Source organism: Sulfuriferula nivalis, assembly GCF_009937995.1.
GTDB lineage: Bacteria > Pseudomonadota > Gammaproteobacteria > Burkholderiales > Sulfuriferulaceae > Sulfuriferula > Sulfuriferula nivalis.
This window is the reverse complement of the sequence record NZ_AP021881.1, coordinates 105,169-130,372: the sequence shown is the minus strand read 5'-3', so window position 1 is coordinate 130,372 and position 25,204 is coordinate 105,169. Positions and strand designations below refer to the sequence as shown.

At 46.2% G+C, this 25,204-nt stretch carries 28 protein-coding genes, 2 tRNA genes and 1 pseudogene; 16 read left to right on the top strand and 15 right to left on the bottom strand.

The genetic code is table 11. The features are described from left to right. Positions 1-19: 19 nt before the first annotated feature. Genes purM through SFSGTM_RS00660 form a run of 3 tightly spaced genes read left to right on the top strand, consistent with a single transcriptional unit; the run spans position 20 to position 1,908 of the window. Positions 20-1,066, top strand: a complete 1,047-nt coding sequence (purM, locus tag SFSGTM_RS00670; RefSeq protein WP_162083477.1) for a phosphoribosylformylglycinamidine cyclo-ligase — start codon at positions 20-22, stop codon at positions 1,064-1,066. Positions 1,067-1,084: 18 nt separating this feature from the next. After that, the gene (locus SFSGTM_RS00665) at positions 1,085-1,357 is read left to right on the top strand and encodes an oxidative damage protection protein (protein WP_162083476.1); all 273 of its coding nucleotides are present in this window, start codon (positions 1,085-1,087) and stop codon (positions 1,355-1,357) included. A gap of 5 nt (positions 1,358-1,362) precedes the next feature. Then, a complete protein-coding gene (locus SFSGTM_RS00660) occupies positions 1,363-1,908 on the top strand; it encodes a hypothetical protein (RefSeq protein ID WP_162083475.1) in 546 nt (181 codons plus the stop codon). Between the two features lie 47 nt (positions 1,909-1,955). On the opposite strand, the gene lysA is transcribed toward SFSGTM_RS00660, so the two are convergent. Next, positions 1,956-3,182 carry a diaminopimelate decarboxylase gene (lysA, locus tag SFSGTM_RS00655; protein ID WP_162083474.1) on the bottom strand — a complete coding sequence of 409 codons (1,227 nt, stop codon included), beginning with the start codon at positions 3,180-3,182 and terminating at the stop codon, positions 1,956-1,958. After that, positions 3,179-3,313 (bottom strand): LPS translocon maturation chaperone LptM, encoded by a 135-nt coding sequence (gene lptM, locus SFSGTM_RS17280; protein ID WP_162083473.1) that lies wholly within the window; start codon positions 3,311-3,313, stop codon positions 3,179-3,181. The genes lysA and lptM overlap by 4 nt, the downstream gene beginning before the upstream one ends. A gap of 36 nt (positions 3,314-3,349) precedes the next feature. Between lptM and cyaY the strand changes: the two genes are divergently transcribed. Together cyaY and SFSGTM_RS00640 are read left to right on the top strand one after the other, a co-directional pair. Next, positions 3,350-3,667, top strand: coding sequence for an iron donor protein CyaY (gene cyaY / locus SFSGTM_RS00645; protein ID WP_162083472.1), 318 nt, complete (start codon positions 3,350-3,352; stop codon positions 3,665-3,667). Positions 3,668-3,809: 142 nt separating this feature from the next. Then, on the top strand, positions 3,810-5,267 hold the full coding sequence (locus tag SFSGTM_RS00640) for an EAL and HDOD domain-containing protein (RefSeq protein ID WP_162083471.1): 1,458 nt from the start codon (positions 3,810-3,812) through the stop codon (positions 5,265-5,267). Here SFSGTM_RS00640 and mobA read toward each other — a convergent pair. The 3 genes from mobA to rpmE form a co-directional block, all read right to left on the bottom strand. After that, positions 5,257-5,811: a molybdenum cofactor guanylyltransferase MobA gene (gene mobA / locus SFSGTM_RS00635; RefSeq protein WP_162083470.1), complete on the bottom strand. Its 555-nt coding sequence runs from the start codon at positions 5,809-5,811 to the stop codon at positions 5,257-5,259. The genes SFSGTM_RS00640 and mobA overlap by 11 nt on opposite strands. Next, positions 5,804-7,456 (bottom strand): ArnT family glycosyltransferase, encoded by a 1,653-nt coding sequence (locus tag SFSGTM_RS00630; RefSeq protein ID WP_162083469.1) that lies wholly within the window; start codon positions 7,454-7,456, stop codon positions 5,804-5,806. Before SFSGTM_RS00630 ends, mobA begins: the two co-directional genes overlap by 8 nt. A 101-nt stretch (positions 7,457-7,557) precedes the next feature. Further along, the gene (gene rpmE / locus SFSGTM_RS00625; protein ID WP_162083468.1) at positions 7,558-7,761 is read right to left on the bottom strand and encodes a 50S ribosomal protein L31; all 204 of its coding nucleotides are present in this window, start codon (positions 7,759-7,761) and stop codon (positions 7,558-7,560) included. Between the two features lie 162 nt (positions 7,762-7,923). Here rpmE and SFSGTM_RS00620 point away from each other — a divergent pair. Continuing rightward, positions 7,924-8,000 (top strand) — tRNA-Met (locus tag SFSGTM_RS00620). Between the two features lie 112 nt (positions 8,001-8,112). After that, positions 8,113-9,132, top strand: a complete 1,020-nt coding sequence (locus SFSGTM_RS00615) for a tyrosine-type recombinase/integrase (RefSeq protein WP_198420584.1) — start codon at positions 8,113-8,115, stop codon at positions 9,130-9,132. A 476-nt stretch (positions 9,133-9,608) separates the two neighbouring features. Here SFSGTM_RS00615 and SFSGTM_RS00610 read toward each other — a convergent pair whose 3' ends face one another. After that, positions 9,609-9,785, bottom strand: coding sequence for a hypothetical protein (locus SFSGTM_RS00610; RefSeq protein ID WP_162083467.1), 177 nt, complete (start codon positions 9,783-9,785; stop codon positions 9,609-9,611). A gap of 207 nt (positions 9,786-9,992) precedes the next feature. Here SFSGTM_RS00610 and SFSGTM_RS00605 point away from each other — a divergent pair, with 207 nt between their 5' ends. From SFSGTM_RS00605 to SFSGTM_RS00580, 6 genes are all read left to right on the top strand, one after another. Next, positions 9,993-10,190, top strand: coding sequence for a hypothetical protein (locus SFSGTM_RS00605; RefSeq protein WP_162083466.1), 198 nt, complete (start codon positions 9,993-9,995; stop codon positions 10,188-10,190). Positions 10,191-10,333: 143 nt separating this feature from the next. After that, positions 10,334-10,927 (top strand): hypothetical protein, encoded by a 594-nt coding sequence (locus SFSGTM_RS00600; RefSeq protein WP_162083465.1) that lies wholly within the window; start codon positions 10,334-10,336, stop codon positions 10,925-10,927. Next, positions 10,917-12,317, top strand: a complete 1,401-nt coding sequence (locus SFSGTM_RS00595; protein ID WP_162083464.1) for a hypothetical protein — start codon at positions 10,917-10,919, stop codon at positions 12,315-12,317. The genes SFSGTM_RS00600 and SFSGTM_RS00595 overlap by 11 nt, the downstream gene beginning before the upstream one ends. Before the next feature lie 15 nt (positions 12,318-12,332). Then, positions 12,333-12,668 carry a hypothetical protein gene (locus SFSGTM_RS00590; protein ID WP_162083463.1) on the top strand — a complete coding sequence of 112 codons (336 nt, stop codon included), beginning with the start codon at positions 12,333-12,335 and terminating at the stop codon, positions 12,666-12,668. 55 nt (positions 12,669-12,723) lie between these two features. Continuing rightward, a complete protein-coding gene (locus SFSGTM_RS00585) occupies positions 12,724-13,065 on the top strand; it encodes a hypothetical protein (protein WP_162083462.1) in 342 nt (113 codons plus the stop codon). A 237-nt stretch (positions 13,066-13,302) separates the two neighbouring features. Continuing rightward, a tRNA-Met gene (locus SFSGTM_RS00580) sits at positions 13,303-13,405 on the top strand. A 183-nt stretch (positions 13,406-13,588) separates the two neighbouring features. Here the strand turns inward: SFSGTM_RS00580 and SFSGTM_RS00575 are convergent. The 6 genes from SFSGTM_RS00575 to SFSGTM_RS00550 all read right to left on the bottom strand — a co-directional run bounded on the left by SFSGTM_RS00575 (position 13,589) and on the right by SFSGTM_RS00550 (position 20,460). Continuing rightward, positions 13,589-13,942 (bottom strand): CZB domain-containing protein, encoded by a 354-nt coding sequence (locus SFSGTM_RS00575; protein ID WP_162083461.1) that lies wholly within the window; start codon positions 13,940-13,942, stop codon positions 13,589-13,591. A 214-nt stretch (positions 13,943-14,156) separates the two neighbouring features. Then, positions 14,157-15,080, bottom strand: a complete 924-nt coding sequence (locus SFSGTM_RS00570) for a cupin domain-containing protein (protein ID WP_162083460.1) — start codon at positions 15,078-15,080, stop codon at positions 14,157-14,159. A gap of 170 nt (positions 15,081-15,250) precedes the next feature. Continuing rightward, positions 15,251-17,830 carry a type I DNA topoisomerase gene (topA, locus tag SFSGTM_RS00565; protein WP_162083459.1) on the bottom strand — a complete coding sequence of 860 codons (2,580 nt, stop codon included), beginning with the start codon at positions 17,828-17,830 and terminating at the stop codon, positions 15,251-15,253. 4 nt (positions 17,831-17,834) lie between these two features. Next, positions 17,835-18,302 (bottom strand): Smg family protein, encoded by a 468-nt coding sequence (locus tag SFSGTM_RS00560; RefSeq protein WP_232526014.1) that lies wholly within the window; start codon positions 18,300-18,302, stop codon positions 17,835-17,837. Beyond that, positions 18,303-19,373, bottom strand: coding sequence for a DNA-processing protein DprA (gene dprA, locus SFSGTM_RS00555; RefSeq protein ID WP_198420583.1), 1,071 nt, complete (start codon positions 19,371-19,373; stop codon positions 18,303-18,305). A 7-nt stretch (positions 19,374-19,380) separates the two neighbouring features. Continuing rightward, complete coding sequence (locus tag SFSGTM_RS00550) at positions 19,381-20,460, bottom strand: LysM peptidoglycan-binding domain-containing protein (protein ID WP_162083458.1); 1,080 nt, start codon at positions 20,458-20,460, stop codon at positions 19,381-19,383. 123 nt (positions 20,461-20,583) lie between these two features. On the opposite strand from SFSGTM_RS00550, the gene def reads away from it, so the two are divergent. The 3 genes and pseudogenes from def to htpX all read left to right on the top strand — a co-directional run bounded on the left by def (position 20,584) and on the right by htpX (position 22,941). Next, positions 20,584-21,087, top strand: a complete 504-nt coding sequence (def, locus tag SFSGTM_RS00545) for a peptide deformylase (RefSeq protein WP_162083457.1) — start codon at positions 20,584-20,586, stop codon at positions 21,085-21,087. Continuing rightward, a complete protein-coding gene (gene fmt / locus SFSGTM_RS00540) occupies positions 21,087-22,007 on the top strand; it encodes a methionyl-tRNA formyltransferase (protein WP_162083456.1) in 921 nt (306 codons plus the stop codon). Before def ends, fmt begins: the two co-directional genes overlap by 1 nt. Before the next feature lie 70 nt (positions 22,008-22,077). Further along, a pseudogene (gene htpX, locus SFSGTM_RS00535) lies at positions 22,078-22,941 on the top strand (zinc metalloprotease HtpX). Here htpX and SFSGTM_RS00530 read toward each other — a convergent pair. The 3 genes from SFSGTM_RS00530 to SFSGTM_RS00520 are packed head-to-tail and all read right to left on the bottom strand — an operon-like array spanning position 22,909 to position 25,203. Continuing rightward, positions 22,909-23,505, bottom strand: a complete 597-nt coding sequence (locus SFSGTM_RS00530; RefSeq protein WP_162083455.1) for an ABC-type transport auxiliary lipoprotein family protein — start codon at positions 23,503-23,505, stop codon at positions 22,909-22,911. The pseudogene htpX and the gene SFSGTM_RS00530 overlap by 33 nt on opposite strands. Beyond that, positions 23,502-24,446 (bottom strand): MlaD family protein, encoded by a 945-nt coding sequence (locus SFSGTM_RS00525; RefSeq protein ID WP_162083454.1) that lies wholly within the window; start codon positions 24,444-24,446, stop codon positions 23,502-23,504. Before SFSGTM_RS00525 ends, SFSGTM_RS00530 begins: the two co-directional genes overlap by 4 nt. Then, positions 24,436-25,203: an ABC transporter ATP-binding protein gene (locus SFSGTM_RS00520; RefSeq protein WP_162083453.1), complete on the bottom strand. Its 768-nt coding sequence runs from the start codon at positions 25,201-25,203 to the stop codon at positions 24,436-24,438. Before SFSGTM_RS00520 ends, SFSGTM_RS00525 begins: the two co-directional genes overlap by 11 nt. Between the last annotated feature and the right edge of the window lies 1 nt (position 25,204).

Here is a 25,204-nt window from a genome sequence, read left to right as displayed (position 1 = left end):
TCAATGCATGGAAATCATAGTGACGCAACCTACCCAACCCTCTCTTTCGTATCGTGATGCTGGCGTAGATATAGACGCTGGCGACGCGCTTGTAGACCGTATCAAGCCATGGGCCAAGCGCACTATGCGTCCCGAAGTCATGGGGGGCATAGGTGGATTCGGCGCACTCATGGGTTTGCCTGAACGCTACAAACAACCTGTTTTAGTATCGGGCACCGACGGTGTGGGCACAAAATTGAAACTCGCATTCATGCTCAATAAGCATGACACCGTAGGTATTGATTTAGTCGGCATGAGCGTCAATGATATTCTGGTACAAGGTGCTGAACCCTTATTTTTCCTTGACTACTTCGCCTGCGGCAAACTCGATGTAGATACCGCTGAGCAAGTTATTAAGGGCATTGCTCAAGGTTGTGAACAAGCCGGCTGTGCGCTTATTGGTGGCGAAACTGCTGAAATGCCAGGCATGTACCCTGCTGGTGAATACGATCTGGCAGGCTTCGCCGTCGGGGTAGTAGAGCGTACAGCGATTATCGACGGCAGTACCATCTGCCCAGGTGATGCGGTATTAGGCCTGGCTTCCAGCGGCCCACATTCAAATGGTTACTCACTCATTCGCAAAATCATCGAAGTCAGTGGTGTGGATTTAGACAGTGATTTTCACGGTCAGCCACTACGCGATGTGTTGATGACCCCGACACGCATTTATGTGAAGCCACTGTTAGCATTGATGGCAAGCTTGCCAGTAAAAGGCATGGCGCACATCACTGGCGGCGGCTTGACCGGCAATGTGCCACGCATACTTGCCGATAATTTAACGGCCGAAATTGATGCCAAAAGCTGGGAGCTCCCGGCGATATTTCAATGGCTGCAAAAACAAGGCGGGGTAGCCGATGCTGAAATGCACCGTACTTTCAATTGTGGCATCGGTATGGTGGTTATTGTCGCCGCCGAACATGCGCAAACAGCAATAGCACAACTCACAGCAGCGGGCGAAACCGTACATCACATAGGCAGTATTCGTACTCGCGCTGCTGACGAAGAACCAACTATTATCAATCTATAAGCATTAGGAGTAAATAACATGGCACGTACAGTCAATTGCATCAAATTAGGTCGCGAAGCCGAAGGCATGGATTTCCCACCTTTGCCTGGTGAAATGGGTCAACGCCTGTTTGCTAATGTCTCCAAGGAAGCTTGGGCGGGCTGGTTACGTCAACAGACCATGCTGGTCAATGAAAACCGCCTCAATCTGGCTGATGCCAAGGCGCGTAAATACTTGATGGAACAAGTTGAAAAATACTTCTTTGGTGATGGCGCAGATCAAGTACAAGGTTACGTGCCACCAGCAAACTAAGTAACATGGCACTACCAGACCGCGTCCAGCAAATCATCATCAGCTATGCACCGTTTATCCACGGTGTCGCTACTGCTTGTTCGCAGCCGGCGCTGACACATCAATTACAACCGATGTTAGCGCAAGCGGAACAACAGGGCTGGGGCAAACTGGTAGCTGCATTGCGCCTGGTTATTGCTGGACGGCGAGACAGCGGTATTTATGCCGAACTGGATGGGGATGAGCAGATTATTGTCGAAGCCATTTTACGCGGCATTCAAGATCCGACTACATTACCTAACCCGAACCAATCCGCCGACCCGAATGCAGCCGCACCTGGATTAGCCTCCATGATAGACGCTTCCGCCAAGGGCGATGTCGCTGCATTATCAGCATTGGCCAACATGGCCGAACAAATGGTAAAGGCGGGGGGCGATATGGCGAAATTAGGTGGCTCTATGCGCCGCATCATCAATGGTGAACGCAACATTGATTTACTAAGTCGCGGCATGAGCGCCAAAGGCCGTGATTTAGTGGCAAAATTGATAACAGAACTATCTAAACCAAATTAATTCCAGCTTATCAGCCGGACATCTGGCCAGCTGATAAGCCACTTCACTTAAGCCTCCAGAACACGCTCCAACTTGAACAAATCAGCAATCTGCTCACGCTCGCGTACGAGTGTAGCCACGCCATCTCGCACCATCACTTCCGCAACACGGGGGCGAGTATTATAGTTGGAACTCATGGACATGCCATACGCACCTGCAGACATGATCGCCAGCAAATCACCCTCTTCCAATGACAATTCACGCTCATGGCCAAGAAAATCACCAGTTTCACACACAGGACCAACTACTTCATAAACAGTAGCTGGCGATGTGCGCGGATTGACTGGCTCTATGGCATGATAAGCATCATACAGAGCGGGCCGCATCAAGTCGTTCATTGCGGCATCAACGATAGCGAAATTCTTTTCCACACCCGCTTTCAAATATTCCACACGGGTTAGCAGCACGCCTGCGTTACCCACCAGCGCGCGACCAGGTTCTAACAGTATCATCTGCTTACGACCTTGCAGTTTCTGCAACAAGGCCGCAATGTAGTCAGCAACTGGCGGTGGGGTTTCATTGTCGTAACATATGCCCAGCCCGCCGCCCAGATCCAGATGTTCCAAGGTGATGCCCGCGTCAGATAGCGCATCAACTAACGCCAGTACACGATCCAGCGCGTCGGCAAAAGGACGAGTTTCTGTGAGCTGTGAGCCTATATGACAATCTATGCCAGTAATTTTCAGGTTAGGCATGGTTGCGGCAAGCTGGTAGATACGCAAGGCATCCTCGTGCGCCACGCCGAATTTATTACCTTTCAAACCTGTAGAAATATAGGGGTGCGTCTTAGCATCAACGTCAGGATTAACGCGCAAGCTGATAGGTGCAATTTTCCCCATCTCACCTGCAATCTGATTCAAACGTGATAACTCGCTGGCAGATTCCACATTAAAACATTTGATGCCATAGTTCAGCGCCTGGCGCATTTCATCAGCAGTTTTACCCACACCAGAAAATACCACCTTACTTGCATCTCCACCGGCTGCAATAACGCGCGCAAGTTCTCCACCGGAAACAATATCAAAACCCGCACCCAGGCGAGCGAATGTATTCAATATTGCCAAGCTGGGATTAGCTTTCACCGCAAAGCACACTAAATGTGACCGACCTTGCAATGCAGTATCAAATGCTTGAAACGCGCTCACTAGAGCAGCGTGATCATAGACATAGCAGGGTGTGCCATACGTTTCAGCAATGTGATTGAGCTGAATTGCGGGTAATGCAGTTAAATTCATGATGATGTCGCTTGCGTTTGAGATGGATTTTGGGGAAGATACAGTGCGCCTTTAATGCCACATGCTGACAAACTCAACAATGCGGTCAACAACGACAGACGGACAAAATACGTGAATGCGCGATTTAGCATAATGCTTACTGAATCAATAAAAGGACATAGTCTAACATGACAGAAACCGAATTTAATCAGCTAACCGACGAAACCTTTCGTCGCATCGAATCTGCACTTGAAAATGCTGATGGTGATGTCGATTTTGAGCTGGCTGCAGGCAACGTTTTAGAGATAGATTGCGGCGCGGGTGGCAAAATCATTGTCAACCGCCAGATCGCCATGTATGAAATGTGGGTCGCTGCGAAATCGGGTGGTTTCCATTATCAATGGCAAGATGGCGCATGGCGTAATTCGCGCGACGGCAGTGAGTTATTTACCAGCTTGGCGCGTATGGTGGCGGAGCAGGGTGGCGGGACGGTGACATTTGATTAAGACACATCAGATTCATGATCACCGTGCCGTGTACTCATAGCCATTACTTACGAACCAGCACTTAGCAGGCATCACGTGAATTTTAACGTCATTTCCAAATCTACAGAAATAACGGTATCATCCTCACTTACTAGGAGGATATATGCTGGGCAACTTATTTAAAGCATTCGGCAAAAAAGAACCATCACAAGAACAACCCCCTGATGCCAAACCAGATATTCCTCCGCCACCTACAGTCGATGAAGTGGTACCCGCACTTACACCACAAACACTCATAGCCACCACCAAAACTTACAGCATTAATACCAGCGAGGTTGATGCGACCACAACCGTAGTTGATGCACTCGACATCCCTACCTATGGGGAACGCAACAACCCCATTGAAATGACCAAGCGCTTTTTAGGGAGGCAGCCAATATTCAGCAACAGCCAATCCATCATTGGCTACGAATTCAGTTTGCGCAATCAACTCGACGCGCCGGTTACTGCGACCATCCAGCAAATGCAGGATGAAATGCTGATTGCCAGCATTACCGATCTGGACCTCAAGCCCATGCTCGGTAACAAAGTGGCATTCATCTCCATCTCCCCACCCATGTTAGCAAGTGACTGGTTAGTAGGACTACCGAGTTTCCATATTGTCCTGGCGTTAAATAGCACACAAATTACAGACCCCAATACCACGCTCGCCCTTTGCCAGCAACGTATCGCCGAAGGCTTTTGCATTGCCATCGACAATCCTACTTTTAGCGCTGAACAGATGCCTATTATTGCGCTAGCAAAATATATACGCTTTGATACAGAGCAATATAGCGCGATTGAACTCAGCAAACATATGATTACTACACTGGGGCGGAGCAAAGCCACAATCATCGCAAAACATGTGGAATCAGAAGATGAATATGTTGCTTACCAGTCCATGATGTTTCATGCCTTCCAGGGATATTTCTTTACCCATGCCATCCCCAATCAGGCAAAACGCATAGACAAAAATCGCGCCCACGTTATCGAACTGCTTAACATGGTAATCAAACAAGCAGAAATACATGAATTAGAAGCCGTACTCAAACGGGATGCAGTGCTGTCTTATAAATTGCTCAGCTTTATCAATTCTGCCGCCAATGGACTGACCCGCAAGCTTGAGTCCATTTCACAAGCGCTGATCCTGTTAGGCTATCAACAATTCTATCGTTGGCTGACTCTGCTTATGTTTAGCAGCGGAAATCTGGATGCTCGAGGTCGAGCACTGTTACAAAATGCGCTGATACGGGGTCGATTAACTGAATTATTGGGAGAAAATACTTTACCTGCGAGTGAAAGAGACAGCCTGTTTATCGTCGGTATTTTTTCATTATTAGATACGCTGTTAAACACGCCTATCAAATCAGCAGTTGCCGAATTAAATCTGAACGAAGCGCTCACCCAGGCCTTAGTCGATGACAATGGCCCTTATGCACCTTACCTGCGTCTGGCGATTGCTTGCGAGCAAGGTGACCAGGCTCAAATCTCAGAATTGGCTCAAGCCATACATCTGGATGTAAACAGCGTTAATGTGATGCATGTCAAAACCCTGATCTGGGCAGAAGGATTCACTGTTTAGGCAATAACTGCTCAGGTGTATTCAAATTAGCAAAGGCAGACTCATCATCAAACTGAGCAATTGCAGAATTTTGCTGTGCTTGCCAGACCTGAACCTTACGTTCCCCTCGCGCTAGGAATTCAGCGAGATTGTTCACTAAATTGCGCCGACATAACATCACCGTTGCATGCACTCTCTCGGCAGCAGCAACTACGACATCTTTGCCTGCGCTGGCAGCCAGCATCTGTGCCACCAAGTTTTCTGGCAGACTTGGGGTATCGCATGGCACCGTCAACACCCACTCGCCCTGAGCGTGCTGTAACCCAGCCAGAACACCGGCCAATGGTCCCAAATAGTCATCAGTTGCATCGCGTATCACAGGGTAACCAAAACGCTGATATACATCCACATGCCGGTTGGCACTAATCCATACAGCATCGACTTGTGGTGCAATCCGAGTAATCACATGCTGCACCAAAGGTTGCTCATTCAGTAGCAACAAGCCTTTATCACACCCATGCATACGGCGCGCTTCTCCACCTGCAAGAATAACAGCGTCAACCATGCTGCCTGGATTTAATTTTCTTATATAAGATATAGCGTTCTGTGCGATTGCCAGGACGATTACCATGCCATATTACACGCCATCCCTCACGTTGCGGCAAGGCTTCCTGACCACCATTTTCTTCCACTAGTAACATAGGGCAGGTAGGCGCATGTGTATCTTCCATCCGCAAAGTCTGTACACCCAGATAATAATCCAGCATCGCCCGTGCTCCTGCATTCACGCCCAGACTGGCAACACATGACCGACTGGGCAAATGTGGCTGCATGGATTTCATTACTGATTCATAGCCCATACGTTCATCCATAGGTCGCTCAAATAAACTCGCTGCCAAACCCCAAGTTAACGCCATTCCTGCTGCCCAGGCAATCAATGGCCGCTGTGGTGAACGCTGCATACGCAATAATAGCAACACCCACGCGATGCAATACAAAATTGCCATGACCACAGGGAATGGATGAAATTCCCCCTGATATCCTGGCTGCAACTTGTGTAAATGTGCAGATAAGGCAGCTGGAATGCCTAAATCAAACGCGCTCCAATACACCCACGCCGTAATTGCGACCACACCAAAGGTCATCATGGCAAACCAGTACAATGCGTTTGCCGCGCCGCGGCGCAGCGTAAATGTACTGCCTGCCGCCAGCCACGCCAGAGGAATCAATATAGGCAAGCCATCATCAGGTGACGGATCAACAGTAAACCCAAGCACTACTGTTAAACTCAGCCACATTGCCAATGGCAGAACGATCCCCGTCGTGGTTAATTGCTCACGACGAGCATGCCACATTGTCCACAATGCCAATGGCCACGCCGGCCATGCAAACCACGGTAGAAACTTAAAATAGTACCCTGTCCACGATTGTGCATGGGGTGACCAGAAAATAAAGCGCTCCTGTACCTGACTATGCCACCAATCAATTAGCAAGCCTGGTGACGACTGCCACAAAGCCCAAGGCCAAATCAGCAACCACGGTGCCATAAACAACACCGTTAGTCCGGCCGCCTTAGCTGTATTCCATTGCCTCCAATGCGGACTAAAAACAGGCAGTGCCAACAAAGCCAGCGCCAGTGCCAAGGTTTCCGCCACACCCACACTCATGAAACTTAGACCCAAGCCCGTGCCGACTACTGCACCACCGACATACGCCCGCCGCACCGACAACGCGGCACCATAACCCACCATCGCCACACCTGCCAGCAGTATCGTTTGCGGTATCGCCTCATGCGCACGTACCCACAACCCGACACTGCCAATTAATACCAACGCAGCTAAACGCCCATGTTCGCTACCGTATAACTCTCGCCCCGCAAAACCGGCAAACAACAATGCCAATAATACAAAAAAACCACCCGCCAGACGTGCTGCATCATGTGCAGGCAGCCAAGGCGCCAACACCTGCGCAAACCCTGCACCAATTATGCTATACAAGGGTGGCACACTCAGCCAAGGCTCACCTGCCAAAGTTGGTACTGCCACAGGCATACCTGAAAGTACGCTATGTATCAGCCCCATAGTTTCAGCTTCGTCACCTTTCCACGGTTCATGACCAATTAAACCAGGCAGCAACCAAGCAAGACACAAAGCCAGTGTAAGTAAGCTTGGTACAAATCGATAAGGTCGAACAGTAAACAGATTAGACACGCGGCACTCGCTGACGAGATAAAGTCATAATTTTACGCCAAAAAACAAAAAAGACAGCCTGAGCTGTCTTTTTTATTAACACCTGCATAATGCGCAGTTGATTATTTCATACCGTATTTTTGACGGAATTTCTCAACACGACCAGCGGTATCTACTATCTTTTGCTTACCCGTGTAAAAAGGGTGGCACTCTGAACATACTTCAACGTGCAAAGCTTTGTTCATGGTTGAACGAGTCACAAATTTATTACCGCAACTGCAAGTCACGTTAATTTCTTCATAAGTTGGATGGGTATCAGCTTTCATATTTTTTCCTAAGGTGCTGCGGCGTGTACGCAGAAAGGACGTCATTATCAGGCAAAACTTCAATATGTGCAAGGTGCAAACTTGATTTTATTGAATTTTAAATAATACCACCTTGACAGCACACCCATTTAGCCCGCATAATGCGCGGCTTCGTAGTATGTTGGTGATGTAGCTCAGACGGTTAGAGCGATGGATTCATAACCCATAGGTCGGCGGTTCGATTCCGCCCATCACCACCAAGACCTATAAGGCTTTGCGCCTATTTAGCTTATCTAAACACCTATGCCATTCACAACCTGTTCACAGTGAGACACCAACAGTGTCGCTGTGCTCCACTTAGTGAGTAAGATTATGGCTACAGTTCGCAAGCTTCCTTCTGGTAAATGGAATGCCCAAATTAGAATGAAAGGGCATCCACAAGCATCTAAATCATTTCCAAGTAAATCCCTAGCAGACAAGTGGGTCAAGATTACTGAGTCTGAAATGATTAGGCATATCTACACCAAAACCAACACTACCACACTAGCAGAAGCATTAGACCGATACAGGCTTGAGATAACCCCTAGTAAGAAAGGGGCTAAGATAGAGCTAATCCGAATCAATCAATGGCTACAGAATCCACTAGCACAAAAGCCCCTTGATACATTAAAACCTTTGGACTTTGCCAAGCATAGAGACAGCAGATTACAGGCTGGAATAGCCGCTTCTACAATTAGATCAGAACTTGCAATCATTTCACACCTATTCACAATTGCGGCGAAAGAATGGGGAATGTCTTTAGTTAATCCAATAGACAATATTCGCAAGCCCAAGGCTGACAATGCAAGAGACAGAAGATTAGACAGGGATGAGCTGATTAGATTGTTAGCTGCTTGTTCTTTGTCTGATAGCCACTTATTGCCATACCTTGTTGAGTTTGCAATGGAAACAGGTATGCGGTTAGGTGAGATACTTTCTATTACTTGGGATATGGTTAATTACACCGATAAGACCATAAAGCTTAACACCACCAAGAATGGAGATAGCCGCACTGTTCCCTTATCTAGTCATGCAATACACCTGCTAAAGACCATTCCAAGAGACATTAAAAGAGATAACGACAATCTCTATAAGCCGACATCGGAGGATGTCTATATATTCTATACTTGGAAGCGAAGCGACAGCATTAAAAGGTCTTGGCATACTGCATTAAATAGAGCGGGTATAACTAACTTTCATTTCCATGACCTAAGGCATGAAGCCACAACAAGATTCTTTGAAAAGGGATTTAATGTAATGGAAGTAGCATCTATAACAGGACATAGAACATTACAAATGCTTAAAAGATATACTCATCTAAAGGCTACTGATTTAGCTGTAAGACTTCACTAAGAGACCATCGGTCTCGCTACGCTCTACCTTAATACTTACTAGTTATTATTATTATAGGTATAAGTAGCAATACTAAGGGAGTTATTTCTAATAATAAGTCTGTATGCTTTATTATATAAGGCTTACAGCCATTTTCTACTTTAGAAATAAGGGGGTAATAATGATTACAGAATATCATGCTATGGAATCACTCCGAATAGCTGTTGTACTACTAACTGGGTATGGAGCAGGAAGAATTAATAATGAGGACAGAGGCGCTAGACTTTTCTGGCTTGGTGTTTTTTATGGACTCCTGCTGATAATACTAGTCTTTCCACCTAATGAGCCACTAGACTGGATGCCAGATTGGTGATTGGATTTATTATATAAAGCTTACAACCATTCAATACTTTGTAAATAAGACACTATAAGAGTGTCGCTACGCTCTACCTTGGAAGAACCCTGCTTCACCTTTACCTTTACCTTTACCTTTACCTTTAAGAATAGCTTTTAAGAATAATTGGGTAAAGTAATTGGTATAGCGGCATACCGAAAACAACAATCATTATTAACCAAGTCAAAATAAGCGCAACCCCTCTTATAAGCCGCACTATCAGTCCATCATCCTCTATAAGCCATGCTTCTGGAAACTTCCAACCTTTGTTGTCTTTCATGTCTCAAAAACTCCACCAGGCTTGCTAAAGACACTATTAAAAATAGATTACCAATAAATCATAGAGTTACATTAACTGGCATAAATAATGCTTGACAACATAAGCTTTTGATGATATAATAGTTATATTACACTTGAAAAAGGCGAATAAATACATCATCAATTAAGTGATTAAAAAGATTATACAACAACTAAAGGAGAAGAGCAAGTGAATTCAATAAAAAAATTACAAGAACATTTAATCTGGTTATTAGACATTATGGCTGTTATCAGAGAGCTTCATTCTCAAGGGCTTAGTCAGTACCAAATAGCAGAATGGTTAAAAGAGCATGGCTATCAGAACAGCAAAGGCGAAGTATCATGGCAACAGCATTATGTTTCCCGATTGATGAGGGCTAATCCTTGAGCAGCTATAGTCCAGACAGAAGGAGCTGGTCTGACAAATACATTTCCGCACAAAATACTAGCGCCTATCACATGCTGCATGGGAGGGGGCTGGTGCCCTACTGCAAACACCCTGAATTCGTTTGCGCATCAGACTCCCAAGATATGAAAGATGGTATAGATGCCCTAATGATATTGGATGGTGTAGAGATATGGCTAGCTTACAGAGCAAGAGGGAATAGAAATAAAAAATACTACCCTACCGATTTTGTTCTAAGAGATAAAGAAATATACAAAATACTAGAAGGGAAATATCAGTCATCTTTTCTTATTTATTGCCTTGCTGATGAAGATGATTCCAAGTCAACCCTAGAGGATGTTTATATTATTGATTTAGCCTTAGTTGGTGAGAACCTAATGCACAATGAAGGGTGGATGAGGTGGTTATGGACTGGCAGTTTCAAGGAGGAAGTCAAAGGGGGGCTACCATATATGGTAAATCCTGTTGGTGTTAATGGGTATGGTTTTCCGACAGCTAGGAGCAACTGGTCTAAAGAAATTTGTTTCAAAGCCAAAATGTCAGGCTCAAGATTTACCATAAGCATACCGAACATTATCTATCCATACTTTCACAGCATAGGAGAATACAACAGGCACATTGAAGAAGCGCGGGCTTATGCCAGAGAACAAGCTAAGGATTTATGCGACATGCTAGGTTTAGGCACCCATGACTTCATGAGGCAAATGTATGAACTATGATGAAGCCATAGGAAGCTCTAAAATCGATTTAAATGAAGAAGTCTATACAATCATATCAGAATATGAGTTAAATGCAACAGAGAGCATCCTAGAGCCTTCTGTAGGGGTCGACAACAGCCAAGGCTTTTACAAGTACTTAGTAACAGATAATAAACATCTTCTAGGTGTATGCAACAAGGTAATGAAGGAATGTTATACAGTCAGAGAGTTAAGCACAAGAGCGAAGCAAGGAAAGGCAAGAACAGTAATTAGAACCCTAGTTATAAGTTCAATCAAAGTCTTTGAGAAAAACCCAACCAAATGGCAAACAGTAAGCTTAAATAAAAATGACTGGGATAAAGGTGGCAGATATTACACCTTAGGGTTAAAGGCTGAACAGTTAAGCAAGGCAATACAGAGATTAGAAGAAAATGGTTATTGTGAGTTAGTTAAAGGTAATCAACATTGGAATCCAGATAAGAGAAAACAGACAAGGTTTAGAGCAACAGCGAAGTTAATAGAAGCAGTAGATTTAGTTAATTTAGCTAAAGACAAGCACAGATACAAGTCAGCGAAGGATAGACCAAGGATAGAGTTAAGGGATACCGATAAACAACCTATAACAGTAGCAAGACTACCCAGTCATATTGCAGAGTGTCAGAGGCTCTTAGAAAAGTATCAAGAGCTTCTAGACACTACTATCATCAGCTTACCTGCTGAAATAACAGGAAAAAAGGGAGACATTTTTAAAGGTGAATTCACCCCTTATGATAAATATGTAAGAAGGGTATTTAACAATGGCTCTTGGGATAGAGGCGGTAGGCTGTCTGGTGGATTATGGCAGGGCTTTTCTAAAGAAGCGCGGCTTACCATACTGCTTGATGGTCAAGAGGTTACAGAGATAGACATAAGGGCTACATTTCCTATCTTGGTCTATCATTCATTAGGCATTGATTATTGGGGCGATCTAAGTAATGAGGAATGGATAGAAGAGGTAGACCCTTACTATATAGAAGGATACACAGGAGAAGATCACAGAAAGGCACTCAAGAAGATTTCTAGCTCATTAATCAATGCAACCAATGAAGGGAAAAATCAGGGGTGGCTTACCCGAATCATCAGAAAAGAAAACATCTCTAAAAGAGTAAATGAAGAAGCCCCAGAATTAATAAAGAAGCTTATAGCTAAGCATCCACAAATACCTTTCTTTAATGGAGAAGTAGGCAGCACTATGATGTTTCTTGAGAGTGAAATAGCCTTAGCTGTAATCAAAGAATTTACCAGACTAGGCAAGCCTGTTCTTACAGTTCATGATAGCTTTATTGCTAAAAAGGAAGATAAACATTTACTACATGAAACAATCATTAATGCTTATTATAAGGTAACTGGATTTACCCCATTTTTAACTTAACTCAAAGGTCATATCATGAGAGATTTGAAAATCATAATATTGCTACTAACCCTTGGGGTGACTGGGTGTGACAACACCACTAAAGCACCACCCACCCCCCTACCAATAACCCCTACTTTACCAACCACCACTACATCAACTGGAATTGGAAGATTCCAAATAGTATTTAATCCACAGATGAGGGCTGATACATTTTTAATAGATACTCAAAAAGGTCGGATATGGCAACAAACCCAATTTAGCGATTTACCAGGAAAACCAAGCGCATGGGAAGAAATGGATGTGCTAGATGACACAGGGGAAATTGGGACAACTCACATGCAGTTTTTAAAAGACAATACCAGCAAATAACATTTATAAATTAAATTGTTAACCTTTATCACATGTAAAATATGAAGGACACATCATGACCACCAAAAGCACCCTAATTCTATTTGCGGCATTGTTCATCTCTTCCATTTGTTATGCCGATGTGGATTACACATGCCAGAATAATTGTATTGGGCAAGGCTCAACATATCAGTATTGCCAGCAGGCATGTTCCTACAATAATAATAATGCTCAAGGCTTACAAGGTATGGTCTATTCAAGTACAGCCTATCAAAAACTTCAGCAACAGCAATTTGAGAACCAACAAACAGCAGCACAGAATCAGCAATTAATACAAATGAGAGAGTTAGAAATGGAAAAGTTGCGCCTTGAAAATGAAAAGCTAAAAAGCGAAATAAATAACAATACAAATCAATAAGTTATATTACATAACAAAGAGCAACCTATACAAATCAATAACTTACAAAGTTATATCTTTTGAGAAATCTAAAAATATTATAAAAAATATCAAGGTGCCTTATGTAGATAATAAGCAGGTGCACATTTGCCCCTACCCACCCCTTCATTCCCTTGCCGATAGCCCTACCTTGGAACAACTAGTGTTACCTATTTCATTCACATTCTGTTCACACTAACATCATTCATTAGGTTATAATTGGCTGTTGGTTAATGTCTAACCAATTGAATAGTAAGGTTATATTTAGTAGAGCGATGGATTCATAACCCATAGGTCGGCGGTTCGATTCCGCCCATCCCACCACCCTGAACAATTTATATTTCCATACCGCCTACATACGCATGATCAATTTGCATACAGATCACATGCGCTGCGCCATATCTAGCAATTGCCAAACTACCCATTTGTAATAAAAAACACCTAAAAACCAACGGCTCTTAGGTGTTAATTGGGTCAGTAGCGAGAATCTACAGGAAATCTTTAATTACAAACCCGCTTCTTTTTTTAGATGCATAATTGCAACACCTACTTCACCCGACACTTTTGTATATCCTGTGCCATTACCCAGCATTGCCTCTGCTTCAGTAAATTTTTTCGCATTAATCGCCGCAGCAACTTTAGCCGCCTCAGTATGAAACGCCGCATGCTTTTGAATACATTCTTTATAACTCGTTAACGCTCCAAATTGTGCCTTGGCTTCGCCATGCAACCACTTACCTAATTCACAACAATTATCTTTGGCGATTGTTGCGGCATCCATCTCTTCTTTTTTAGTAATCGCACTACGGAATTTTGTTTTCCATTCAGCATGCTTACCAACTGCACTCGTCAAATCCATGATCATCCCTCTCGCAAATTAAAATTAGCTGTTTTATTAATAATTTTTCCCAAAACATGAGCCGTAAAAAACGAATCAGTTATGACCACCACAATAACCACTTTTTTGTAATGGTGAATGAAAGATTACCACTAATTTCATACAAATTAAAGATAATTGTATACAATTTAACAAGCAGATTCACACATTAAGTTAAGCCGCGCTTGACCCAACATTATTTCACCAACTGAAAATCCAGCACCTGCATATTCATCACCAAACCTGCATCCTGTATAGGCAAAACGATAGCATCCTGTCCAGAATGATTGTGGTGTGAATGCCACCAGCCTGGCGGCGTGATAAATGTAGCGCCAGGAACCCACATGGCTTTGATAGGGTTCACAATATTGCCATCAGCATCCACATCTTTACCTATGAGCGTATAAGTATCTTCACCTGCGGATACACAATGATCAATTGCTATCGAGTTATGTCTATGTGGCTTTTGCACTACACCTTTCGGCAAAATGTTATAAAGCGACCACAAAGTATGAGTCAATGTCATCGTCGAGGGGAAATGTGGGTTAGACAACAATATGCCAACACGATTTCTATCCTCACCCATAGCACGAACTTTATTGAGCTCCTCAGTAATGCGCTCTTGTGTGTAAAGTACAGGCTCAAAACGTTGCTCAGTTGGTGTCACGCCCAGATAGCGCATCAATGGCGCATCATTCACCCAAAACAGCACGGTATCTGTGCTGGCTTGATGCAAGGCAGACTTGATCGAGGGCAGAGTGAACAAGTCACCAGTCTTCCAAAATATCGTGCCAAAATCCATCTCGGTACTACCTGCGCCGCTAATAACAAAGTACATCTGTGACGCAGCAATAAAATCAGTTTGCAATTGCTCGCCAGCACAAATACGAAGATAGCCCGCATAAAGATTAGGTGTAGTCGCAGCATATCGGGTTTGCAAACTTGCGGACAAATCAAATGGAATCAGCCGTGTTGGGCCATCCGCGTGCAGGGTATTGGGATAACCAACCACCTCGATTTTAGGCATGGACGGATTGACCGCCGACATATATTCTTTGAAATCAGCTTGAGCTTCCCAGATTTGGGGTTGGTCTAATACAGTTGCGGCAATTGCGGACATAGCGTGTTCAGTAAGGCGAGTAATAAAAACGTAATTTTACGCGAAATCCACCATAAAATACGCCCTTAATAATCTCAAAAACAACACCAAGTAAAAATCACAGCTCTGCCATCATCGCTGAATGCTGCTTGGAGATTATGGCAGAGCTGATTGAGCATTGAGGTTAATAATCAGGCGACTGCTTTTTTAGTTGCGGTTTTCTTGACAGCAGGTTTCTTAGCTGCACTGGTTTTAGCAGCTGGCTTTTTAGCAGCGACTTTTTTAGTTGCTGCGGGCTTCTTCGCTGCTGTCGTTTTGCTGGCCGCTTTCCTGCGCGCTGGTTTACCTTTACTGGCGCGATCCGCAAGTAAAGGTAATGCGATTTCCAGAGTTACTTCATCTGGCTTGGTATCTTTAGGTATGGTGGCATTTACACTACCATGTTTGACGTACCAGCCATAACGACCTTCGTTCAAGGTAACTGCCTTGCCATCTTCAGGATGATTACCTAATGGCTTACCTACAGGCGCGCCTGCACGAGGTGCACGCTCCATCAGCAATACTTCCAATGCTCTAGGTAAAGCGATAGTGTAAACATCGTCATCTTTAGGGACGGACTTGAATTTGCCGTCATGCTGCAAATAAGGGCCAAATCGTCCAATATTGGCAACAATAGTCAACCCGGTATCTGGATGCGTACCCACCTCACGCGGCAGCGATAACAGTCGCAATGCGGTAGGTAAATCCGCTGCTTCGTGCGGCACAGTTTTTGGCCAGGATGCGCGACGTGGCTTGATTTTTTTATCTTCTGGCGTTGCACCTACCTGAACGTACCAACCATAACGCCCGTTCAGCAATAAGATATCTTCGCCAGTGGCAGGATCGCTGCCCAGCACCACAGGACCTTCTTCATTGCCGCCATGTAATGGCCGCGTATAGTCGCAAGTAGGATAGCCAGAACAACCGATAAACAAGCCGCGCTTGCTGGCTTGCAGAAATAATTTTGCGCCACACTTAGGGCAGGGCTCATCTTCTATCGGACAGCCACGCTCTACATCCGCTTTGGCAGTCAGCGTGCTGGAAAAGCCGTCCCAGAACTCATGTAGCAGAGGCAGATACTTCATCTCACCATTCGCCACATCATCTAGCTTATCTTCCAGTTTTGCGGTGAAATCATAATCTACGTAAGATGTAAAATGCGTAGTTAAGAAACAATTGACCAACCGGCCTGTGGGCGTAGGCGTGAAACGTTTCTTATCCAGCTCAACATATTCTCGGTCTTGCAAGGTAGAGATAATGCTGGCGTAAGTTGAAGGGCGACCAATACCATATTCTTCCAAGGTCTTTACCAGACTGGCTTCTGTGTAACGCGGTGGTGGCTGGGTAAAATGCTGCTCGCCGCTTAAATTATCAACCGATATCGTTTCACCCTCAACCAACACAGGCAGTTTCGCCTCATCTTCTTCCGCTGCATCATCCTGATGTTCTTGATAGACCGCAATAAAACCCGGAAACACCAAGGTTTGCCCGTTGGCACGGAACAAGTTGGCAGGACTACCTACTGCAATATCCAGACTTACAGTATCAAATTGTGCAGGCGCCATTTGGCAGGCGAGGGTACGCTTCCATATCATTTCATACAGCCGCGCCTGATCTAAAGTCAGGAACTGACGTACAGAATCAGGCGTACGTGCAATCGCTGTCGGACGTATCGCCTCGTGTGCTTCTTGCGCATTCTTAGATTTGTTACGGAAATACACAGGTGCAGCTGGCAAGTAATCCGCGCTGAAATTCTTCTGAATATAGCCACGCACATCTTCTATCGCTTCACGTGCCAAATTCACCGAGTCAGTACGCATATAGGTAATTAAACCCACAGCACCACTACCGGTATCTATACCTTCATAGAGCTGTTGCGCGGTACGCATGGCACGATCAGTGGTCATACCCAGCTTGCGCACGGCTTCCTGCTGCAACGTAGAGGTCGTGAATGGCGCCGCGGCATTGCGTGATTTGCGTTTCTTTTCGACGCGAGTGACTGTACCGGTGTTAAACGGTGCCAGTTGGTCAAGTATGTTCTGTTGCGCGTCCACAGTGGGCACGCTGAATTGCTCCAGTTTCTCACCCGCGAACTGTACCAGACGCGCAGAAAACGGCTGGCTGGCTTTGTGACTATCGAGGTGGATACTCCAGTATTCACGCGCAATAAATTTCTCAATCTCAAGTTCCCGCTCGACTATCAGCCGCAACGCAGGACTTTGTACGCGTCCTGCGGATAGCCCCGGGCTGATTTTGCGCCATAGTAGCGGTGACAAATTAAACCCGACCAGATAATCCAATGCCCGCCGTGCCTGTTGTGCATCAACCAGCGGCATAGCAATTTCACGCGGATTATCCACCGCATGCTGTATCGCACTTTGAGTGATTTCGTGGAACTCTATCCGAGAGACAGGCTTCTTCGGCGTGATTTTTTTCTCCGCCAGTATCTCTGCCAGATGCCAAGCAATCGCTTCACCCTCTCTATCCGGATCGGTTGCAAGCAAGATGCGGTCAGCTTTTTTTGCTGCGCGCAATATGGCGTCGACATGCCGCTCATTACGTTCTATGAGCTGATATTTCATGGCGAATTCGTTATCCGTATCTACCGCACCCGTTTTCGGCACGAGATCACGAACGTGACCATAACTAGCAAGGATTACGTAATCGGCACCTAAGTATTTATTAAGCGTTTTTGCCTTGGAAGGCGATTCTACAATAACGAGCGTGGACATGGGTTTAATGTACAGGAAGACCAGTACCGTCGTTAAACAGCATATCTTCTAAAAGTGAGTAATCTTGATTGGGGTTTTGACTCCACAACACCATGAGCGCTATCCATTTGATTTTTTCCAGACTCACTTCATCTTCATCAAGCGCAAGGATACGATCTATCACCCACTCACGCTGTAACGGATTCAGTATGCCTGCCTGTTCCAGAAACATCAAAAAACCACGGCTGGCGGTATCTATACGAGCCAGCTCTTCCTCAGCGTAAATGCGCACACCCGAGTGCTGCGCCAGACTGGTAGGGTACTGTGACGAATTAAGCGCACCTAAATCAGCGAACCAGTCTAATGCCTGATTGACCTCCAGCCCATTAAAACCAGCTGCATGCAATTTTACCGTAAGCGCGTCCCTGTCGGGTGCCAGCTCGATCTGTGGGTAGCTCTCAAATAAAAAAATCAGAATTTCTAGCATAGTCATTTAAAATATTCGTTGGTACATGCCGCCAGGGTGTGTTGCCACTTGCCCCATCAGCTCTTTTTCTAACAGCATGGCGGAAAGCGTTTGCGCCGTCAACCCGCTACGCATAATGAGTGTGTCAATATGGCAGGGCTCAAACCCCATTGCATCAAATAGAGGGTCGCTTACTTCCGCCTGCACAACACTAGGAACAGCATCCGTTTGCCAGCGTAGCTCATCCAGAATATCCTGCGCACTTTCTACCAGCTTTGCGCCTTGCTTGATTAAATAATGGCAGCCACGCGCCACAGGTGAATGTATAGAACCGGGGATCGCAAACACTTCACGCCCTTGTTCAGAAGCCAGTCGCGCAGTAATCAGCGAGCCACTTTTCAACGCTGCCTCAACCACCAGACAACCTAATCCCATACCGCTAATAATCCGATTTCGACGGGGAAAATTACCTGCAATTGATGGCGTACCTAGTGGAAACTCGGAAATTATTGCACCTTGTGCGACGATTTGATGCGCCAGCGCTTTGTTGCTGGCCGGATAAACAATATCCAAACCCGTACCCACGACCGCCACTGTACTTGCAGCGCCTAGCAAACCACCTTGATGCGCCGCCGTATCCACACCCAATGCCAATCCACTCACGATAGTCAAACCCGCATCAGCCAAACTATGCGCAAAATTTTCCGCATTAAGCCGACCTTGTGGTGTCGTACTACGGCTACCGATAATAGCCAAGCTCGGTTTGTTCAATAATTCCCGCCGCCCTTTAACATACAGAAGCGGCGGGGGATCGGGGATTTCTAACAGTCGTTGTGGGTAATCACTATCCGCCAAAGTGACCAAATAATTATCAGACTGCGCCAGCCAGTCCAATGTCGGCGCAATAGCATCGGTATCAACGCCAAGGGCAATACGTTGCGCCAAGGCGACAGGCACATATAGTTTCAGTGTGCTGACTGTAGCGGCATAAATCTGCTCGGGACCGCCCAAAGCGGTGAGCAACTTGCGATATGAAAGTGCACCCAGCCCGGCTGTCAGTGACAGGCCAAGCCAGGCGTTACGTTCTGCGTCGTTCAAACTTTACTCAAGGATTGCGCACAAAATCTAATTTGCTGATAGGACGAGTGGTTTGCATAATTAACGCATACGAAACCTTATCAAACACACGATACACCATCACCAGGCCAGAGCGCGCATCAGGTAATGTAATATCTTCTACTTTGCCACAGGAATCCCCGCCAGATACAGTACAGTTAAGCCGTGCATTAGCCACGCTGAGTTCATTTTTCAAGTTGCCGCCATTTTTATAAGCAGCTAACACCGTACCTTCATCGACACCATCGCGCGAACCTTTGTTAATAATTATGGTGGCAAACTGCCCCGCTTCAGTCATACCACCAGAAACGGAAATCACTTTCCCGTTAATATTACTGCCAGATACATGTGGTACATAACGGAAAGAATAATTATCATCCGCAGGAATCAACCTGTCTCTGGCCTGGACTTCTTGTACTGCAGCAGTAATCAATACCCGTTGCGGATCACCTTTCACCTGTGTACGCGCTTCACCGAGGTATTTCACCTCATATCCCAACACCTCTTTAGTATCCGGGTCAATTAATGCATTACCCGGACGCAATATTTTCCAGTCCGTTGTGTCACTACCGTCATTCGTTGCATAGGCCAAATCACCCGCACCCAGCATCATCCGGTCTTCTTGCGCCGCCAATATACGCGGTGCTTTATCCAACGCACCCTCGCCCATCACGAACGGCTGTTTAATAAAAGCATTAATCGCTGATGCAGGGATAGGGGGAATCCCCATTTCATCTATGCTGGTAGCACGCATAGTCGGGCTGAGCTTCACAGTCTGTAGCATGCCTGAAGACTGCAGGGATAATCTTGGGGTTTTGCCACTGAGATCCAAAATAACAATATCACCGGGATATATCCAATGCGGATTTTTTATTTCAGCTTTATTCATGCCCCAGATCTGCGGCCATTTCCACGGGTCTTTCAGAAATTTTCCTGAAATATCCCACAGCGTATCGCCTTTGACAACGGTATAACGGCTAGGCGCGTCTTTCTGCAGCTGCAATTCATCAGCATAACTGGTCATACTCATCAGACCTGCCAATAAAACTGAAATCCCTAATTTATACATTATTTCCCCTCGCGCTTAATTGATTATGATTTGACACTATATTTTAACTCTACCCGCAACCATCGTATAATAGCTATACATTTTTCCAATTCTGCATCTAATTATCTTTGCAGGCAAGCACTTATGGCTAAACTCTCGATTTTACGTTACCCAGACTACCGTTTATACACGGTAGCACAACCCGTTGCTAAAATAGATGCGCGAATTAAGCAGCTGGTTGCTGACATGGCTGAGACTATGTATGACGCGCCGGGCATAGGCCTGGCTGCTACACAAGTCGATGAGCATATACAACTGCTGATCATCGATATCAGCGAAGAACATGATGATTTACGCGTATTTATCAACCCTAAAATCCTCACTGCTGACGGTAGTGCTGTGCATGAAGAAGGCTGCTTATCTGTGCCCGGCATCTACGACAAAGTAACTCGTGCTGAAAAAATCACAGTAGAAGCCATGGATCTGGACGGCAAAACCTTTACCCTAGAAGCTGACGGCCTGATGGGTGTATGCATACAGCACGAAATGGATCACTTGCTGGGCAAAGTATTTGTCCAATACCTCTCGCCACTCAAGCAAAGCCGCATCAAGAACAAGCTTAAAAAGCGTGTACTTGAGACCATGTAATGCGAGTAATTTTTGCAGGCACGCCTGAGTTTGCTCGTGTTGCACTCACCGCCATACACAATGCGGGTCACGAAATAGTTGCTGTGCTGACCCAGCCTGACCGTCCCGCAGGACGCGGCATGAAGCTGACACCTAGCGCTGTAAAACAGGAAGCGATACACCTTAACATTCCCGTATTGCAACCATTGACGTTAAAAAGCAGTGACATACAACAGCAACTCATCACACTCAACGCCGATGTTATGGTGGTTGCTGCATATGGTTTGATCTTGCCGCAAGCCGTACTGGATATGCCCAAATACGGCTGCCTCAATATTCACGCATCCCTGCTCCCGCGCTGGCGCGGTGCGGCGCCCATACATCGCGCCATACTGGCTGGAGACAGCACTACAGGCATCACCATTATGCAAATGGATGCAGGTCTGGATACGGGTGCAATGTTAACCACCGAAACTATCGCCATCGCTGATGACGACAGCACAGGCAGCCTGCATGACAAGCTAGCGACACTGGGCGGCACCATGATAGTGGAAACGCTAGGACAGATCACTGAGCTTACCCCAGTGCCGCAGCCAGAAGCAGGTGTCACTTATGCCGCAAAAATCACCAAAGCCGAAGCACTGCTGGATTTCAATCTGCCAGCACAGCAATTAGCTCGTAACATTCGCGCCTTTAACCCCGCCCCAGGTGCCTATTTCCTTGCGCAGGAAAAAATCATCAAAGTATGGCAAGCCCACGTAGTAGACCAATCCGGCACCCCTGCCAAATTAATCAGCGCTGACGCGCACGGCATCACCATAGCCTGCCAGCAGCAAGCCCTGTGTATCACTGAATTACAGCCAGCTGGTGGCAAGCGGTTATCTGCCGCACAATTTATCGCTGGGCCTGGCGTTGAATTTCTGAAAAACACCATCATCTAATTACCAGTTTCAAGCACCTAGTTCAGGGCATGCTGTTTTTGCCCTGGAACGCTTCCATACAGGAGAAAACATGTTAGATAACTGGTTCAAGACCACTGTTTTAATGGCAGGCATCGTCGTTTTATTTGCGACGGTGGGCATGTTGCTGGGTGGCAAAAGTGGCATGTTAATCGCGCTGGCATTTGCAGGCGCAATGAATATCTATGCTTACTGGTTCTCCGACTAGGCCGTCTTGAAAATGTACAATGCGCAACCTGTGGATGCATCTACCGCGCCTGAGTTTTACGGCATGATAGCCGAACTGGCTCAACGTGCTGGCCTGCCTATGCCAGCGGTTTATATCATCGACGAAGCTCAACCCAATGCCTTTGCCACAGGGCGCAATCCTGAACACGCTGCCGTCGCAGCGACCACAGGCATTATCCGCATGCTCAGCCCACGGGAATTACGCGGTGTAATGGCACATGAGCTCACCCATGTAAAAAACCGTGATACGCTCATTTCCACCATATCAGCGACCATAGCCGGTGCGATTTCCGCTATTGCTCAATTTGGCATGTTATTTGGTGGTGGCAGTAACAGCCAGGGTGAGCGTAACGTACACCCAGTAGTAGCAATCCTGATTATGCTGCTTGCACCGATAGCTGCGATGTTGATACAAATGGCGATTTCTCGTGCGCGGGAATTTGGTGCCGATGCTGGCGGTGCAGCGATATCAGGTGACCCGGAAGCACTGGCTATGGCATTACAAAAAATCGAAGCCTATGCTCATGGCACACCCATGGAAACAGCCGTACTGCATCCTGAAACGGCGCAAATGATGATAATCAACCCGCTCAGTAGTGAAGGTGTGCAAGGCCTGTTTCGTACTCACCCCGCCACAGCTGAACGTGTTGACAGATTAATGGCCATGCGTAACAGCGGGCTGCGCTAACCAGTTCACGACATCATCCAATAACGCCGTAGTAGCCTGATCAAACGCAGTCGCGGCACCTGCTGCGTCATACGTTTTCACCGCTGCAGTTTGTTCAAATATCCGCTGTGAAATCAGCATATGCTGTTGATTATCGTACAAGGTGAAACGCATACGCACGTATACCTGACCCGGTTGCGTACTGGCATCATGATAAAAGCTCAGCAAATCTGCCGTGAGCAATCTATCGGCAATCACATCACTGTCATCAGGCACAATATTGGCATAAACCCCACTATTGCTTAAACGACTGAACAGCAATTCATTCAATCGACTGCTGGGTCGCTCACTCCAACGTGCCAATTGATAGACTGCACGCGTATTCGCAGTGCGCGCAAAGACCAACTTATCATTGTCATCAAAGCTACTGGTCCGTATCGGCGCAACCATCAAGGTCTGCGACTGCTGCGCGCTTGCCGCAGACGCACTGTGAGCATCCAGCAAAATATAAGTCGTACTCGGTCTGGTTTCACCACCTAAATTGACGCACCCAGCCAACATCAGTACCAATATCAATGACTTCATTTTTCTTCCCCTGGCGCGGCATCAGATTTGCCGGCATTAAACAACAGGTCTCGTGGATTTGCGTAGCGCTGACTGGTCTCGGTAATCGCATCACTGCCATCACGGACATCTCGACCTATCTGCTTGATTTGATAATTTGCGGTATTAGTCAGCAACTGTAACTGCCTGGAAATAATCACTGATTGTTGTTGTACCTCAGCCATTCCCGTTGTTGCCTGATCCAGCGTAAGACTGGCTTTATGACTCAGATTTTGTAATTCAATATCTGCATGCGTACTTACCTGATTCAGGTTTTGTGCAGTTAATTTCATTTCTTGCGCTGCCGCAGCAAAATCATTAATCGCGCCATCCAGTGCATGTTTGTGACCCGCCAATTGCCCCGTTATCGCTTGTACATTACTTAATGTTCTGGTCATTGCATCACGGTTTTCTACACTTAACAGCAAATTAACCTTATCCAGCAACTGTGCGCCATTTTCTGCCATTTTGGAAAGATCTGTGGTGACTTTATCTATATCTGAACGACCTTCAGCAATGACCGGATAACGTTCACCCGGCAGCCGTAGAGTAAGCAATTCGGTATCCGCATGGGGATTGCTGATTTCTACCGTAGCGATACCTGTAACCACATTACGCTTGATGAATGCCAGACTGTCCACATGAATAGGCGTATTGCTTTGCAGCTTGATATTCACACGTACAGCTTCATTCGTCCCAGCAACAAAACCATAATCAGTTACTTCACCTACTTTCACCCCCCGCAATTTGACCGCGCTATTCACATCCAGCCCATCCATGGACTGATCATGGAAATAAATGCTGTAATGCTGATAATCCTGTTTATCGCTGCCGCCCATCAGCCACACCAGACTCGCGGCTAGCAACAACACCATAGCCAGCACTATGCTACCGATTAAGGTATAACGCGCATCATTTTCCATTACCATCCTCCGTGTTGGCACGCGCTGCGAAATACGCTTGCAGCCAATCATCATCAATTTGCTTAATTTCCGCGACCGTGCCCGAACCCAGCACCTTGCCGTTAGACAGCACTATCACCCGATCTATGATGCTCAGTAAAGTATCCAGGTCGTGCGTTACCAGCAATACCGTTAACCCTAGATTATCCGCCAGTGTACGTATTAAATGATCAAAAGCCCGCGCTGAAATAGGATCCAGTCCCGACGTCGGCTCATCCAGAAACAGCAGTTCCGGATCCAGCGCCAGCGCCCGTGCCAGCGCAACGCGCTTGCGCATACCGCCAGATAACTCATTTGGCATCTTCGTTGCGGCATCAGGCGACAATCCTGCTAGTGCCAGTTTAAGCTGCGCCAGTTGCAAACAATCGGCTTGTGCCAGATCAGTATGCTCAAACAATGGCGTGGCCACATTACGTGCGACATTGATGGACGAAAACAGAGCGCCATCCTGAAACAGCACGCCAAAACGCTGGCGCAGGCTGCGTAACTCAGCCTCACTCGACGTCCACACCGACTCACCAAACAATTGCACCTGCCCAGCTGTTGGCCGCAGCAAGCCTATCATTTCTTTCAACAGCACTGACTTACCAGTACCGCTACCGCCGATCAACGCAACCACTTCACCACGCCGCACCGACATACTGACACCATCGTGTATGGTATTAACGCCGAATCGCGTCACAATATTTTCAACTGCGATAAGGGTATCGTCGCTCATC

Excerpts from the sequence above, each read along its gene's own strand:
- SFSGTM_RS00530 (WP_162083455.1), bottom strand. The coding sequence starts at position 23,505 with ATGAAGTCATTGATATTGGTACTGATGTTGGCTGGGTGCGTCAATTTA.
- SFSGTM_RS00570 (WP_162083460.1), bottom strand. The coding sequence starts at position 15,080 with ATGTCCGCAATTGCCGCAACTGTATTAGACCAACCCCAAATCTGGGAA.
- SFSGTM_RS00550 (WP_162083458.1), bottom strand. The coding sequence starts at position 20,460 with ATGTATAAATTAGGGATTTCAGTTTTATTGGCAGGTCTGATGAGTATG.
- SFSGTM_RS00560 (WP_232526014.1), bottom strand. The coding sequence starts at position 18,302 with ATGACTATGCTAGAAATTCTGATTTTTTTATTTGAGAGCTACCCACAG.
- SFSGTM_RS00595 (WP_162083464.1), top strand. The coding sequence starts at position 10,917 with ATGAACTATGATGAAGCCATAGGAAGCTCTAAAATCGATTTAAATGAA.
- lysA (WP_162083474.1), bottom strand. The coding sequence starts at position 3,182 with ATGAATTTAACTGCATTACCCGCAATTCAGCTCAATCACATTGCTGAA.
- SFSGTM_RS00640 (WP_162083471.1), top strand. The coding sequence starts at position 3,810 with ATGCTGGGCAACTTATTTAAAGCATTCGGCAAAAAAGAACCATCACAA.
- SFSGTM_RS00660 (WP_162083475.1), top strand. The coding sequence starts at position 1,363 with ATGGCACTACCAGACCGCGTCCAGCAAATCATCATCAGCTATGCACCG.
- SFSGTM_RS00600 (WP_162083465.1), top strand. The coding sequence starts at position 10,334 with ATGAAAGATGGTATAGATGCCCTAATGATATTGGATGGTGTAGAGATA.
- def (WP_162083457.1), top strand. The coding sequence starts at position 20,584 with ATGGCTAAACTCTCGATTTTACGTTACCCAGACTACCGTTTATACACG.
- SFSGTM_RS00665 (WP_162083476.1), top strand. The coding sequence starts at position 1,085 with ATGGCACGTACAGTCAATTGCATCAAATTAGGTCGCGAAGCCGAAGGC.
- lptM (WP_162083473.1), bottom strand. The coding sequence starts at position 3,313 with ATGCTAAATCGCGCATTCACGTATTTTGTCCGTCTGTCGTTGTTGACC.
- topA (WP_162083459.1), bottom strand. The coding sequence starts at position 17,830 with ATGTCCACGCTCGTTATTGTAGAATCGCCTTCCAAGGCAAAAACGCTT.
- fmt (WP_162083456.1), top strand. The coding sequence starts at position 21,087 with ATGCGAGTAATTTTTGCAGGCACGCCTGAGTTTGCTCGTGTTGCACTC.
- SFSGTM_RS00525 (WP_162083454.1), bottom strand. The coding sequence starts at position 24,446 with ATGGAAAATGATGCGCGTTATACCTTAATCGGTAGCATAGTGCTGGCT.
- SFSGTM_RS00615 (WP_198420584.1), top strand. The coding sequence starts at position 8,113 with ATGGCTACAGTTCGCAAGCTTCCTTCTGGTAAATGGAATGCCCAAATT.
- SFSGTM_RS00520 (WP_162083453.1), bottom strand. The coding sequence starts at position 25,203 with ATGAGCGACGATACCCTTATCGCAGTTGAAAATATTGTGACGCGATTC.
- SFSGTM_RS00610 (WP_162083467.1), bottom strand. The coding sequence starts at position 9,785 with ATGAAAGACAACAAAGGTTGGAAGTTTCCAGAAGCATGGCTTATAGAG.
- SFSGTM_RS00575 (WP_162083461.1), bottom strand. The coding sequence starts at position 13,942 with ATGGATTTGACGAGTGCAGTTGGTAAGCATGCTGAATGGAAAACAAAA.
- SFSGTM_RS00585 (WP_162083462.1), top strand. The coding sequence starts at position 12,724 with ATGACCACCAAAAGCACCCTAATTCTATTTGCGGCATTGTTCATCTCT.
- rpmE (WP_162083468.1), bottom strand. The coding sequence starts at position 7,761 with ATGAAAGCTGATACCCATCCAACTTATGAAGAAATTAACGTGACTTGC.
- mobA (WP_162083470.1), bottom strand. The coding sequence starts at position 5,811 with ATGGTTGACGCTGTTATTCTTGCAGGTGGAGAAGCGCGCCGTATGCAT.
- SFSGTM_RS00590 (WP_162083463.1), top strand. The coding sequence starts at position 12,333 with ATGAGAGATTTGAAAATCATAATATTGCTACTAACCCTTGGGGTGACT.
- cyaY (WP_162083472.1), top strand. The coding sequence starts at position 3,350 with ATGACAGAAACCGAATTTAATCAGCTAACCGACGAAACCTTTCGTCGC.